A 13,531-nucleotide genomic window follows, 5' to 3' on the forward strand; every position below is an offset into this window, starting at 1 on the left:
ACGAGTTGGCGTGTCATACTCAACGTGTGAAGTTGAGATGGTGATACCACGCTCTTTCTCTTCTGGCGCGTTATCGATGGCTGCGAAGTCTTTCGCCGCACCACCATAGACTTTAGCCAGAACTGTCGTAATAGCAGCGGTTAAGGTAGTTTTACCGTGGTCAACGTGACCGATGGTGCCGACGTTTACGTGCGGCTTCGAACGTTCAAATTTTTCTTTAGACATTGCAGCCTCTCTAACAAAATTCTGTTGGGTGTACCTAGCAACAAAGTTGCATACCGGAAACGGTTAGAGAGTAGCCTATGATGACGTGGTGCTGATAGGCGGATTTGAACCGCCGACCTCACCCTTACCAAGGGTGCGCTCTACCAACTGAGCTATATCAGCACTGGATTGTTTGGAGCGGGTGGCGGGAATCGAACCCGCGTCATCAGCTTGGAAGGCTGAGGTAATAGCCACTATACGACACCCGCTGAAACATTGGGCCACCTCAAAACCAAGAATTGCGTGGTGGAGGGGGCAGGATTCGAACCTGCGAAGGCTGAGCCGTCAGATTTACAGTCTGATCCCTTTGACCGCTCGGGAACCCCTCCCAAAAAGTGCAATTTGAATTGGTGCCGGCAGAGAGAGTCGAACTCCCGACCTACTGATTACAAGTCAGTTGCTCTACCAGCTGAGCTATGCCGGCACCCCGGTTAGGTGGAGCGCATTCTATGGTACTAAATTTGATAGTGCAATAGCTTTGCGCGATTTTTTTTAAGTTTTTGATGCGATTGGTTAGTTTTTGCCTGATTCGGCGATTTTGTAACCAGAACTTAAGAGATTTTGCCTTGTTTCAGTCATTACTGCAACAAGGCAAATCAATTTATTTTGCGAACGGATGACGCAAAATAATCGTTTCTTTACGGTCGGGACCGGTTGAAATAATATCAACGGGCACTCCCGTTAGTGCCTCAATACGTGAAATATACGCAAGCGCTTGCGGTGGCAACTGATTATGTTCAGTAACGCCGACCGTGCTTTCCTGCCAGCCAGGCAATGTTTCATAGACCGGCTCTACCGCTTCATAGTCCTCGGCGGCCATTGGTGGGTATTCACTAATGGTCCCATCGGGTAGTTTGTAGCTGGTACAAATTTTTAATTCATCCAAACCATCTAACACGTCGAGTTTAGTTAGGCAGAATCCACTCACTGAATTGATTTGTACTGCGCGACGCATCGCGACCGCATCTAACCAGCCAGTACGACGCTTACGACCTGTCGTTGCACCAAACTCATGACCTTTAACGCCAAGATGTTGTCCCACGTCACAATCTAATTCAGTTGGAAATGGCCCACTGCCTACACGTGTCGTATAGGCTTTAACAATACCCAGTACGTAGTCAATGTATCGAGGACCAAAGCCAGCGCCTGTCGCAACACCACCCGCTGTCGTGTTGGATGATGTCACGTAAGGGTAAGTACCGTGATCAATATCAAGAAGGGTGCCTTGAGCGCCCTCGAACATAATTTCTTCACCGCTCTTACGCGCTTTATCAAGCAATGCAGGCACGTCTGCGACCATCGGTTTTAGCAACTCGGCAAATTCTTTGCATTGTTTTAAGACAACATCAAAATCAATCGCGGGTTCGTTGTAGAGCTTAGTCAATGCGAAATTATGGAAGTCGGTTAACTCTTTCAGCTTATCTTCTAAACGCGTGGCATTAAAAAGATCGCCGACGCGTAAGCCTCTGCGCGCGACTTTATCTTCATAAGCAGGGCCGATACCTCGACCTGTAGTACCAATTGCTTCTTTACCTAACGCACGCTCACGCGCTTGGTCTAAAGCGATGTGGAAAGGCAAGATTAATGGGCACGCCTCACTGATACGTAGACGTTCTTTTACTGGCACATTCCGCGCCTCTAACATCTCCATTTCTTCCATTAAGGCTTCAGGCGAAAGTACCACACCATTACCAATCACACATTGTACGTTGGTGCGTAGTATGCCCGACGGAATTAAGTGAAGTACGGTTTTTTCACCATCAATAACCAATGTATGACCGGCATTGTGACCCCCCTGATAACGCACCACGAGCGATGCTTTATCTGTCAGTAGATCAACAATTTTACCTTTACCCTCGTCACCCCATTGGGTGCCTAGAATCACGACGTTTTGACTCATGTTTGCCCCGCTTAAAAAAAATCGACGTAATTTTACCCTGTTGCGTTCGGTTTGTATATGGACATAAAAAAGCCCGCGATGACGCGGGCTTCAATTTGTTTGAGCTTACTCTTTCGGCTCGCCTTGAAGATCCTGAAGGTAGCGGAAGAAATCACTCTCCGCATCAAGCACCAGTACATCCGATCCCGAACTGAACGATTCGCTGTATGCTTGCATGCTACGAATGAATGCAAAGAACTCTGGATCTTGTTGATAAGAGTCCGCATAAATCTTCGCAGCTTGCGCATCACCTTCACCTCTTAGTTGGCGAGATTGGCGCTTAGCATCCGCTAACATAACGGTTACGCGTGCATCCACATCAGCACGGATAATTTCCGCCTGCTCACGGCCTTCTGAACGGTGTTCAGTCGCGACAGCTTGACGTTCAGCGCGCATCCGCTGGTAGATAGACTGACTGACTTCATCAGGCAAGTTAATCTGCATCACACGTACATCAATAACTTCGACGCCTAAGTCAGACGCACTCTCAGCACCTTTAATGAGGGCTTCACGCATCAACTCGTCACGCTCACCAGACACGATATCGGAAATGGTGCGGCTACCAAACTCACTACGTAAGCCACTGTTAATCCGTCGAGTCAGCAAGGCCTCAGCCTGCATCTTATTACCACCATTGGTACTCAAGTAGAAAGTAGAAAAGTCATTGATGCGCCACATTACGTAAGTATCAACGATCAAATCCTTTTTCTCACTGGTAACAAAACGGTCAGGGTCACCATCAAGCGTTTGTAAGCGAGCATCTAAGCGTTTTACTTGCTCGATAAATGGTATTTTAAAGTGCAAGCCAGGTTCAAAAACCATCGCCTCGCCAGTCTCAGCATTACGCTCAACCTTACCAAATTGAATAAGAATGGCACGCTCACCCTCTTTAACAACATAAAGAGACGACAAACCCAAAGCGACGAGTACTACTACAATAATTGCGATTAAATTTTTCATAATTATCGACCCCCGCCACGCGTATTTGTACGACCCGAATCAGTCGAATTGCTCGAGCCATTTGCGCTGTTGCGCGATTGATTCATGTTTGAGTCGGTTGGTACACGCAAAGGCGATAGGTCATTGACCTTTCTTCCTTGCTTTTCAAGAATCTTGTCGAGCGGTAGGTACATCATGTTATTGCTACCCTCAACATCGACCAACACTTTCGGTGTTTTTGCGTAGAGGTCTTGCAAGGTATCTAAGTAGATACGCTCACGCGTTACCTGCGGCGCGTTTTCGTACTGCGGTAACAGTTCGTTAAAGCGAGCCACTTCACCTTGAGCCTCTAGGATGATCTGCTCTTTATACGCTTGCGCTTCTTGCAGCATACGACGTACTTGACCACGTGCCAAAGGCTCGACTTCACGTGCATACGCTTCCGCTTCACGGATAAAGCGTTCTTCATCCTCTTGCGCAGCGATTGCGTCATCAAATGCTTCTTTAACCTCTTCTGGCGGACGCGCTGGGAGCAGGTTAATATCTACGATTTGCAGACCCATTGAATACGGGTCGATGGTACGTTCAAGTAAGTCAAGCGTACGCGCACGAACATCCTCACGACCGCGTGTTAAGACTTCATCCATGGTCGTGTGACCCACCACGTAACGTAACGCACTGTCCGTCGCACGCGACAAGACTTGATCCGCGTTATCAACGTTGAACAAGTAGTTACGCGGATCGACGACACGGTACTGCACGTCCAGTTGTACTACCACGACGTTTTCGTCTTGGGTCAACATAAAGCCTTCGGTGCTATCAGAGCGAATGTTGTTAACGTCCACATGCTCGACTGTATCAACGAACACAGGGCGCCAATGCAGACCCGACTCGACAAGCGTATGGAAGTTGCCAAAACGCAATACAACGCCTCGATCAGCCTCTTTTACTGTATAAAAACCTGCAATAAACCAGATGATGACAGCGAGTACTGCGATAATGCCGATGCCCTTCGCTGGGATGCCCGACTTACCACCACCACTGCCTTTATTTCCACCAAGACCTAACTTGGCAAAAAATTTTCGCAGCGCCTCATCAAGATCTGGGGGTCCCTGATCGTTCCCCCCTTGGTTTTTCCATGGGTCGCGGTCTTTGTTACCGCCATTCCCCGGTTGGTTCCATGCCATGGATGACTCCGTTAAAGTTAAAAAAATCGTTTACTGAATATAGTTATCGAGTCGATTGTCGTATTCTTTCTGTAATTTATTCCAATCCACTACCGACATTTTAATGTCGAGCTCTAATTCGCCTTGCTCATCTATTCGTTCTGCCGAAACGCTATTGAGTTGATACAGCGTACCACGCAGTTTACCCATAGATGGTGGCAATTTTAAGCTTAAATTGACCATTTGCGGTCCGAGTCGCTCTTTCAGAGCCTCGAAAATAAGCTCGGTGCCGATATTGTCTTGCGCTGAAACCCAGACTCTAACGGGCTTCCCTTCATCGTCTCTATCAATACGCGGCGCAGAGTCCTCCAGTTTATCAATTTTGTTGCAAATCATTAACTGCGGTACTTCACCTGCACCAATTTCACCCAGCACTTCACTCACTTGTTCAATATTGCTTTGTTGATGCTCATCGGCGACATCAACAACATGCAACAGAATATCCGCTTCCTGCGTTTCTTGCAGCGTTGCCTTAAACGCAGCGACTAAGTCGTGCGGTAAATGCCGAATAAAGCCCACAGTGTCAGCAAGAATAATGCGCCCAACATCTTCTACTTCGAGCTTTCGTAACGTTGGATCGAGTGTGGCGAAGAGCTGATCCGCAGCATACACCCCCGACTCTGTCATGGTATTGAACAAAGTCGACTTACCTGCGTTAGTATAGCCAACAAGACTCACGGTTGGAATTTCTGCTCGTTGGCGCGCACGACGCCCCTGCTCTCGCTGCTTTTGTACCTTCTCTAGACGGCGCAAAATATTTTTAATACGCCCTCGGATGAGTCTTCGGTCAGTTTCTAGCTGCGTTTCACCGGGCCCTCTTAGCCCAATGCCACCTTTTTGTCTTTCTAAGTGTGTCCAACCACGTACTAGGCGAGTGGATATATGGCGCAGTTGCGCTAATTCAACCTGCAACTTACCTTCGTGAGTCCGCGCGCGTTGCGCAAAAATATCGAGTATTAAGCCGGTACGGTCTAAGACTCGACACTGACAAATTTTTTCGAGGTTTCGCTCTTGAGTGGGTGATAACGCGTGATTAAAAATGACAATATTGGCGTCCAACGCCTGCACCTGCTCAGCAATTTCTTCCGCTTTACCACTTCCCACGAAGTACTTAGGACTAGGCGCACTGCGAGAGGCCGTCACTACTCCAAGCGGTTCGACACCTGCTGAGCTAGCTAAAAGATGAAGTTCAGAGAGGTCTTCTCTATCGACTTCGGCGGGCAAGTCCATATGGACCAATACGGCATAATCGCCACCTTCATATCTGTCGAACAACGTTTCTAGACCTCCTCAATATTGCTTATTCTTCAATGTCACCTTGGTTGTGCACACCTTGCTGAGGCAAATAGTTTTGCGGAATACGAGCAGGCACAACGGTTGATATTGCATGCTTATAAACCATTTGGCTCACCGTGTTTTTTAATAACACAACAAACTGATCAAACGACTCAATCTGACCTTGCAACTTGATTCCGTTTACAAGGTAAATTGAGACGGGTACTCTCTCGCGACGTAACGCGTTTAAAAACGGATCTTGAAGCGTTTGCCCTTTCGCCATGGCGGATTCCTTTTTTTGTTATTAATATCCAAGTCAATGGGGTGGCCAGTTAAATGGTAGAACCTATTAATCACCCTAGACCAACGGTAAAATTTTGCAACTTAAACATGCCATAACATACGCTGCATTCCCAGTCTTTGATCTTAGGGCGAATCTTTATTTTTCAATCTTTTACCGAAAACTTTTCGGTTGGCTGTTGCAACCGCGATCGTACCTGATCGAGTTTATCATGGGCGAAAGTATCCAGCCAGTGCACATCTGGCCAACCGCGTAGCCACGTTAACTGCCGCTTTGCAAGCTGTCGTGTCGCAATAATCCCGCGCTCTTTCATCGCTTGATAAGTCAATTCACCCGTTAAATAGTGCCACATTTGACGGTAACCCACACTGCGGATAGCGGGTAAATCCGGATGTAAGTCGTTACGCTTAAACAGCGCTTCTACTTCTTGCTGAAAGCCCTCCGCTAGCATTTGATCAAAACGCTGAGCAATGCGCTCGTGTAATAGTGCGCGCTGCTGTGGCGCAACCGCAAATTGGTAAATAGGATAATTTAAGGCACCTTGCCGTTGTTGAACTAGCTGCGTCATTGGTTTGCCAGACAACTGATAGACCTCTAAAGCACGCAATGTACGTTGCGGGTCATTGGGATGAATTCTCGCAGCCGCCTCAGGATCGACTTCGGCTAACCTTTGATGAAGTGTCGCTAAACCATGCGTATCGAGTTCAGACTGCAGTTGCTGGCGAACATTGGCATCGGATTCTGGCAAAGCCGACATGCCTTCCAACAGCGCTTTAAAATAAAGCATCGTGCCACCGACCAAAATAGGAGTGTGACCGCGTGCTAGAATCTTTTCGATTAAGCTCGTCGCATCTCGCTGGAACTCCGACGCTGAGTAAGTTTCTGCGGGATCACAAATATCAAGCAAATGATGTGGGATACCTTGCCTCTCGGCGAGACTGGGCTTTGCTGTGCCAATATCCATCCCGCGATAAATCAACGCTGAATCGACTGAAATAATCTCGCCGTCGAGTTGCTTTGCAAGTTCAATGGATAAGGCCGTCTTACCCGCGGCGGTTGGTCCGTATATGCATATCACGGCTGGACAGGTATTAAGTTTCATTGACTTCTGGCACCTTAATTTGTTGAAGCAATGTCGATGTGCTGTCTAACTGAGTCTGCCACTGCTGACACCAGTAATCCGCTTGTGACTTTGACAACATCGTGTCGACTGCAGCGTCAGCAAGAAACTCGATAATCGCCTGGTCGCTGAGCTTGCACTGTTCGAGTAACGACAGTACGCTGCTTGCAATATGCTTGCGTCGTAACATGGAGGGCACCTGAGTTACGATAAACGACGCGCCTTGCCAGTAGAAACTAACACCTGATTGAGCAAGTTCAGAACTGTACTGTGAGACCTGCTTTTTAGTCCACTCTGTTTCCGATAAGTTGATTTTTTGCTCGACAAGCAGCGGTTGCCCAGCCATGCCCTGCTGATATTGTTGCTTTATCTGTGGCTCGAGTAATCTTCTTTGAACATTAACTAAATCTAGCCAGGCTGGCTGTTCGTCGCGCCTAATGAGCGCAAAACGCCCATGGAATACGTCAACAATTCGCCACTGTCGAGCGTCGACCGTAAGCTCCACCGCATTAGGTAGTATCGACGCGCCTAATCTTGACCGGTTCGCCGTATTGGATTGAGCGTGGGCACTATAGTCTCGAACAGATGGATTTGACGTTACGTGTTTTTTTGAACCACCCGTTTGGTATAAATGGTGCGGTTGCTGAGTTGCGTCTTCCACACGGGTCGACGTGCTATTCGTATCCTCTTGATGTTGACCTAGTAATAATTGTTTGACGGTATTGAGAACGAAGTCATGCACTTGCCGTTGCTGATGAAAGCGAACCTCGTGTTTGGCGGGATGCACATTCACATCGACTTGATCCGCCGGTACCGTCAGATAAATTGCAAATGTGGGTACCCGCTCCGCCGTTAAAAACGAATCATAAGCTTGACGAATCGCATGATTGATAAGCTTATCTTTCATCATCCGCCCGTTTACAAAGCTGTACTGTACGTCGCCTTGATGTCGGCATTGTTCGGGCGCCGCAAGCCAACCCTCGATATGTATATCATGTGCGTGCTGTTGAAAGTACAACGCATCTTGAGCAAAGCCTGAGCCACAGACTTTTGCTAATCGGCGTCGCCAATGCAGTTGATCATGTTCGCTAACCGCAGGATAGTATCGGACACGTTTGCCATTGTGATTGAGAGTAATATCAATATCCCAACGGCTCAATGCGATACGCTTAATGACTTCATCAATATGGCCAAATTCAGTTTTATCTGTACGCAAGAACTTTCGTCGAGCCGGTGTGTTGTAAAAGACATCTTGGATATCGACGGTCGTACCATCAGGGTGTGACGCAGGTTCGATGCGTACCTGCATATCTTTGCCTTCCGACCAGGCTTGCCACGCCGCCGACTGTTCGGCCGGTTTGGATACCAAGCGCAGCCGCGATACCGAGCTAATACTCGCCAATGCTTCACCGCGAAAACCTAAACTCGTAATCGCTTCTAAGTCATCAATGTCAGCTATTTTACTGGTGGCATGCCGACTGAGCGCAAGCGCTAACTCGTCACGCGGAATGCCGAGACCATTATCTCTTATACGAATGCGCTTAGCGCCACCTGACTCAATATCAATGACTAATTCTGACGCCTCTGCATCGAGCGCGTTTTCAACCAGTTCTTTGACGATTGAAGCAGGACGCTCAACCACTTCACCTGCAGCAATTTGGTTGGCTAGTTCAACCGGTAATTGTTTAATTGGCATTAGTCTCTCGGAATCGTCAGCTTCTGCCCAATTCTAACCACGTCACTTCGCAACTGGTTTTCACGCTTGATAGCTTTAACCGTTGTTCCATAACGTTCAGCAATTTCAGATAGGGAGTCACCCGATTTCACGGTGTACTCCATCGATGCTTGCTGAGCCAACAACGTGTTTTCGATTGGGTTATTGATAAAGTAACGTCTAATGCCGTTATAAATTGCACGCGCTAGCTTTTGTTGATGAGCGTTGCTCAGTAGTAACCTTTCTTCACTTGGATTAGAAATGAACCCGGTCTCGACCAAGATGGAAGGTTTATCCGGCGACTTAAGTACTGCAAGGCTAGCGGCTTGAGGGGCTGTTTTGTGCATTTTTGTCACACTACCCATTTCATCAATAATATGGCGAGCCGCACTGTAGGCTCCGGCAATCGACCGGTCCATTGACATATCGAGTAACGTTTGTGCCAAAAAAGGCTCGTGGCTATTACTTTGAATGATGGCCTCAGCGCCGCCGAGCAATTCAGACTGACGCTCTCGCGACTCGAGCCAACGACCGATTTCAGAGTCTGCGCGACGTTTCGATAGCACCCAAACAGAGCCGCCTCTAGGTTGAGGTGTTCGAAACGCATCTGCATGCACCGATACAAAGAAATCCGCTTTTGCATCCCACGCTTTTTGGGGCCTATCGTTTAAACCTAAATAATAGTCCCCCGTTCGCACTAAATAGGCCTGCATACTCGGATCGTCATTAATCATTTTTGCAAGTGCTCGGGCAATTTTTAGCACTACGGTCTTCTCGTAGGTTCCGCTAGGTCCAATAGAGCCGGGATCATCGCCGCCATGTCCAGCATCGACGGCAATCGTAATTTTACGATCTTTAAGTTCCTCAATCGACTTAGCAGGGCCACTGCGCTCTATCGATTTACCTTTAATATCAACCACCAGACGATCGTTATAGCGGTCGTTAGCCGGCAACGGAAAAACCTCAAACTCTGCTTGCTTATTCAGTTCAATGACGATGCGCGTTGACTGCGAGTTTTTAGGGCTACTTGTGCGTACTTTGTCTACCAACAGTGATTCGTTGGCTAAGTTTTCTAACTCAGCATTGAGCTGAGTCGCGTTGAAATCGATCACAATTCGATAAGGTGTGCCCTGGTACAACTTAAAGTAGCTATAATCCGGCGCTTGGCTTAAATCAAATACAATGCGCGTCTTATCCGGAGACGGCCAGACACGGACACTCTCAATTGCATTCTGACTCGCCCAGACCGGGGTTATTAGGCAAAAAAGTAAGACAGCAGTGATCGAACGATATAGCGTTTTTATCATTATTTTAGTTGCTTAACAATGTGTTCACCGATAGGCGTACGAGCAATACATTCAAGCTGGCGGCCCTCGTTTTCATAAGCTACATTAATCACAATATCGGCTTTCGGCAACCATCCCTCGCCACGTTCTGGCCATTCGATAAGACTCATGCTTCGTTGTGAGAAATAATCGCGAATGCCCATAAACTCGAGTTCTTCTGGATCAGCGAGTCGATATAAATCAAAATGATATACCGCAATGTCTCCCAGATCGTAAGGCTCTACCAGTGTGTAAGTCGGGCTTTTCACAGCGCCTGCATGTCCTAATGCTTGAATAAATCCTCGACTCAACGCCGTTTTACCCGCGCCAAGAGGACCATTTAAGTAAATCACCAAAGGCGCTTTCGCCAACTGTGCTAGACGTTTAGCCCACGTTTGCGTAGCGGCTTCATCAGCTAAGTATTGTGTTAATGTTTGATTCATGGTTTACGACTACTCCGGTATCCAACCGTTCACTAATTTACGAATAATTGGCATTAAGTCACTCGCTAAAGTACCCCGTGGCGCTTTTGAGCCAGCCACCTCTCCCGCGACGGCATGCCAGTATACTCCTGCGGTCAGCGCCTGTGCAGGTGCTAAACCTTGTGCGACTAAGGCACCTATTAGTCCAGCCAAACAGTCTCCCATGCCGCCAGAGGCCATTGCCGGCGAGCCGCGGTCGATCAGCCAATTGCCCCGGGTTGAACTGATTAAACTGCCTGCGCCTTTTAATACGATCTGTGCATGATACTGATTATGCAGCGATAACGCATGTTCGAATCGGTTGGCCTCGATATCTCGCGTGTTGCATTTTAGTAAGCGCGCGGCTTCTCCAGGGTGAGGCGTTAGAATCAGCTGCGAACTATGCACAGGGTCTTGCGCCAACCAGTATAGCCCATCGGCATCAATAACTTTGCAGGTATTGACGGCCATGCATGCTTGGTAAATTTTATACGCCCATTCATCACGCCCAAGTCCCGGGCCGACAACCAGCGAGGTTGCTGCGTTTAAAAGGTGGTTAAGTTGCTCTGGCGCTTCAACGCCGTGCACCATTGCTTCCGGTTGTTGACTCGCGATAATACCTACATTACTCGGATGACACGCAACTGACACTTTACCTGCGCCCGCTCGTAACGCCGCAACCATGGCTAGGATAGCCGCACCGGGCATACCAGGGCCGGCACCGACAATCAGCACATGACCATGCGTTCCCTTATGAGAGTGGGCAACACGATCACCTAACCAGCTGTACGGATTTTCTGTCACACGTCGCCACGCTGGCTGCTCTAATCGTTCAAAGTACTTACCAGCCCCCAAATCTGCTAACACAATTCGTCCGACGTGACCTGGGCTGGCGCCCGTAAAGAGCCCTCGTTTGTACGCAATCATTGTGACCGTAACCTGCGCGACAATTGCCTCACCCATAATACAGCCACTATCGGCATTAATGCCTGATGGAACGTCAATCGCAAGTACTGGTACGCGAGACTTGTTAAGTGCTCTGACCCATTCCGCGAGCACTCCTTCAACAGGTCGACTTAAACCAATGCCAAACACCGCATCGACAATCAGGTCGTAATCATTTGCTGTGCAATCAGTTAGCGGTCTTTCCTCAAGTCCCAGCTCACGACACGCGCGTCGCGCTTGCACAGCAGGCTCATGGCTAGTCTGCTTCAGCTCAGCTTTTGCGTTCAATGCATACAGAGACACTTTGTAACCTGCTTGATGGGCTAAACGCGCGACGATATAACCATCACCACCGTTGTTGCCCTCTCCACAGCAGATTGCAATAGAAGCCCCCACGCCCACTATTCGCTCGAGTTCCTCAAACACAGAACGACCTGCCAGAGACATCAACTGCCCTAGGCTGTATCCTGCTAACTCGCCAGCACGCGCTTCACTGCGTTGCAGCTGTTCTGCACAGTATAGATTCTGTGCTAAGCTGATGGACTGTGACGTTTCCATGCTAAAGCTCCCAACATGTCGAATTCTTCAATGTATTCTAGTTTGTCTTACACCGAACTTGAACAATTAGCCCAAAAAATCAAGCAATGGGGCCGAGAACTAGGCTTTCAGAAGGTCGGCATTGCCGATCTTGATTTACAAGAGCACGAGGCCACTCTACAGAACTGGTTAGATAAAGGCTATCACGGAGAAATGGGGTTTATGGAGCGCCACGGGATGCTACGCGCACGACCTGCTGAACTTCACCCAGGTTCGGTCAGAGCCATCTCAGTGCGTATGAACTATTTACCGGCCGAGGCAGGCTTTGCAAAAACACTCAATAATGACCGACTGGGCTATATTTCACGCTACTCACTGGGTCGTGACTATCACAAACTACTACGAAAACGTCTCAAGCAATTAGGCGACAAAATAAAGTCAGAGTTCGCTGACACAGATTTTCGTCCATTTGTCGATTCCGCCCCCATAATGGAGCGCCCTCTCGCCGAAAAGGCGGGATTAGGCTGGACTGGCAAACACACTTTAATACTCGATAAAGACAGCGGTTCTTGGTTTTTCTTGGGGGAGCTATTAATCAACTTACCACTTCCAATTGATAGCCCAGTCGAAGAGGCCTGTGGTAGCTGTTCGGCGTGTATGACCATTTGCCCTACCCAAGCCATTGTCGCCCCTTATGAACTCGATGCTCGACGCTGTATTTCTTATTTAACTATCGAACTAAAAGGTAGCATTCCTGAGGATTTGCGCCCGCTTATGGGAAACCGTATCTACGGTTGTGACGACTGTCAGCTTATCTGCCCATGGAATCGCTACGCACAACTGACTGACGAAGCGGACTTTAATCCACGCCATTATTTGCACACACCGGAACTGCTTGCGCTGTGGCAGTGGGATGAGGAGACCTTTGACCAACGGTTACAGGGGTCTCCGATTCGGCGCATTGGTCACGAGTGTTGGTTACGTAACATTGCGGTTGCGCTGGGTAATGCACAAGCAGACGCTGAAGTTATTGAAGCGCTCGAATGGCGCAGTGGTCAAGTCTCGGAAATGGTACAAGAGCATATTGATTGGGCGCTCGACCGGCAACGCAGCGGCGCAGCGCAAGTGACACAACAACTTAAGCGTTTAGTGCGAGCCGTCAGTAAAGGACTACCTCGCGACGCTTAACTTACTCGGGCTTAAATACACCAATCACTTGATCGAATTCGCGCTCGCTCCCCGTGCCCTGCTGCTTGGGTTCACTAAAGCGGTGTTTACACTTCACGCACTCGACTTGTTCAACATCGTTCTCAATGAACAGCATCAAGGTGTCCATACTGTCGCACTTGGGACAGGTCGCACCGGCAATAAATCGTTTCTTTTGACGTGCCACGACAGCTCCTATGTCATAAACTACTCGGTCAATGTTACCATAGTTAAGTTGGTCAGCCCATGAAATTGGCAGACGCCCATTCACGCTCGCAG

The 13,531-nt window shown here is 48.5% G+C and carries 13 protein-coding genes and 4 tRNA genes; 1 reads left to right on the forward strand and 16 read right to left on the reverse strand.

What is annotated here, in order from left to right:
• The 15 genes from AWU56_RS07570 to AWU56_RS07640 all read right to left on the reverse strand — a co-directional run.
• The coding region (locus AWU56_RS07570; RefSeq protein WP_286682158.1) for a GTP-binding protein at positions 1–225 on the reverse strand (225 nt) is incomplete at its 3' end.
• 86 nt (positions 226–311) lie between these two features.
• Positions 312–387, reverse strand: a tRNA-Thr gene (locus AWU56_RS07575).
• 11 nt (positions 388–398) lie between these two features.
• A tRNA-Gly gene (locus AWU56_RS07580) sits at positions 399–473 on the reverse strand.
• A 35-nt stretch (positions 474–508) separates the two neighbouring features.
• Positions 509–593 (reverse strand) — tRNA-Tyr (locus AWU56_RS07585).
• Positions 594–612: 19 nt separating this feature from the next.
• Positions 613–688 (reverse strand) — tRNA-Thr (locus AWU56_RS07590).
• A 177-nt stretch (positions 689–865) separates the two neighbouring features.
• Positions 866–2,164, reverse strand: a complete 1,299-nt coding sequence (locus AWU56_RS07595) for an adenylosuccinate synthase (RefSeq protein ID WP_286682159.1) — start codon at positions 2,162–2,164, stop codon at positions 866–868.
• 105 nt (positions 2,165–2,269) lie between these two features.
• Positions 2,270–3,163: a protease modulator HflC gene (hflC, locus tag AWU56_RS07600; RefSeq protein ID WP_286682160.1), complete on the reverse strand. Its 894-nt coding sequence runs from the start codon at positions 3,161–3,163 to the stop codon at positions 2,270–2,272.
• Between the two features lie 2 nt (positions 3,164–3,165).
• Positions 3,166–4,329: an FtsH protease activity modulator HflK gene (gene hflK / locus AWU56_RS07605; protein WP_006953798.1), complete on the reverse strand. Its 1,164-nt coding sequence runs from the start codon at positions 4,327–4,329 to the stop codon at positions 3,166–3,168.
• 30 nt (positions 4,330–4,359) lie between these two features.
• Positions 4,360–5,643: a ribosome rescue GTPase HflX gene (hflX, locus tag AWU56_RS07610; protein WP_286682161.1), complete on the reverse strand. Its 1,284-nt coding sequence runs from the start codon at positions 5,641–5,643 to the stop codon at positions 4,360–4,362.
• Between the two features lie 25 nt (positions 5,644–5,668).
• Positions 5,669–5,926 (reverse strand): RNA chaperone Hfq, encoded by a 258-nt coding sequence (hfq, locus tag AWU56_RS07615; protein WP_006953800.1) that lies wholly within the window; start codon positions 5,924–5,926, stop codon positions 5,669–5,671.
• Positions 5,927–6,089: 163 nt separating this feature from the next.
• Positions 6,090–7,046, reverse strand: coding sequence for a tRNA (adenosine(37)-N6)-dimethylallyltransferase MiaA (miaA, locus tag AWU56_RS07620; RefSeq protein WP_286682162.1), 957 nt, complete (start codon positions 7,044–7,046; stop codon positions 6,090–6,092).
• On the reverse strand, positions 7,036–8,760 hold the full coding sequence (gene mutL / locus AWU56_RS07625) for a DNA mismatch repair endonuclease MutL (protein WP_286682163.1): 1,725 nt from the start codon (positions 8,758–8,760) through the stop codon (positions 7,036–7,038). The genes miaA and mutL overlap by 11 nt, the downstream gene beginning before the upstream one ends.
• Entirely contained in the window at positions 8,760–10,085 is a 1,326-nt protein-coding gene (locus AWU56_RS07630) for an N-acetylmuramoyl-L-alanine amidase (RefSeq protein ID WP_286682164.1), read from the reverse strand. The genes mutL and AWU56_RS07630 overlap by 1 nt, the downstream gene beginning before the upstream one ends.
• Entirely contained in the window at positions 10,085–10,546 is a 462-nt protein-coding gene (tsaE, locus tag AWU56_RS07635) for a tRNA (adenosine(37)-N6)-threonylcarbamoyltransferase complex ATPase subunit type 1 TsaE (RefSeq protein WP_006953804.1), read from the reverse strand. The genes AWU56_RS07630 and tsaE overlap by 1 nt, the downstream gene beginning before the upstream one ends.
• 9 nt (positions 10,547–10,555) lie before the next feature.
• Entirely contained in the window at positions 10,556–12,067 is a 1,512-nt protein-coding gene (locus AWU56_RS07640) for an NAD(P)H-hydrate dehydratase (protein ID WP_286682165.1), read from the reverse strand.
• Between the two features lie 15 nt (positions 12,068–12,082).
• Between AWU56_RS07640 and queG the strand changes: the two genes are divergently transcribed.
• Positions 12,083–13,234, forward strand: a complete 1,152-nt coding sequence (queG, locus tag AWU56_RS07645) for a tRNA epoxyqueuosine(34) reductase QueG (RefSeq protein WP_286682166.1) — start codon at positions 12,083–12,085, stop codon at positions 13,232–13,234.
• Position 13,235: 1 nt separating this feature from the next.
• On the opposite strand, the gene AWU56_RS07650 is transcribed toward queG, so the two are convergent.
• A complete protein-coding gene (locus AWU56_RS07650) occupies positions 13,236–13,439 on the reverse strand; it encodes a YheV family putative zinc ribbon protein (RefSeq protein WP_040487456.1) in 204 nt (67 codons plus the stop codon).
• Positions 13,440–13,531: the final 92 nt, after the last annotated feature.

Source organism: Idiomarina sp. T82-3 (assembly GCF_001577655.1).
In the GTDB taxonomy this organism is placed as follows: domain Bacteria; phylum Pseudomonadota; class Gammaproteobacteria; order Enterobacterales; family Alteromonadaceae; genus Idiomarina; species Idiomarina baltica.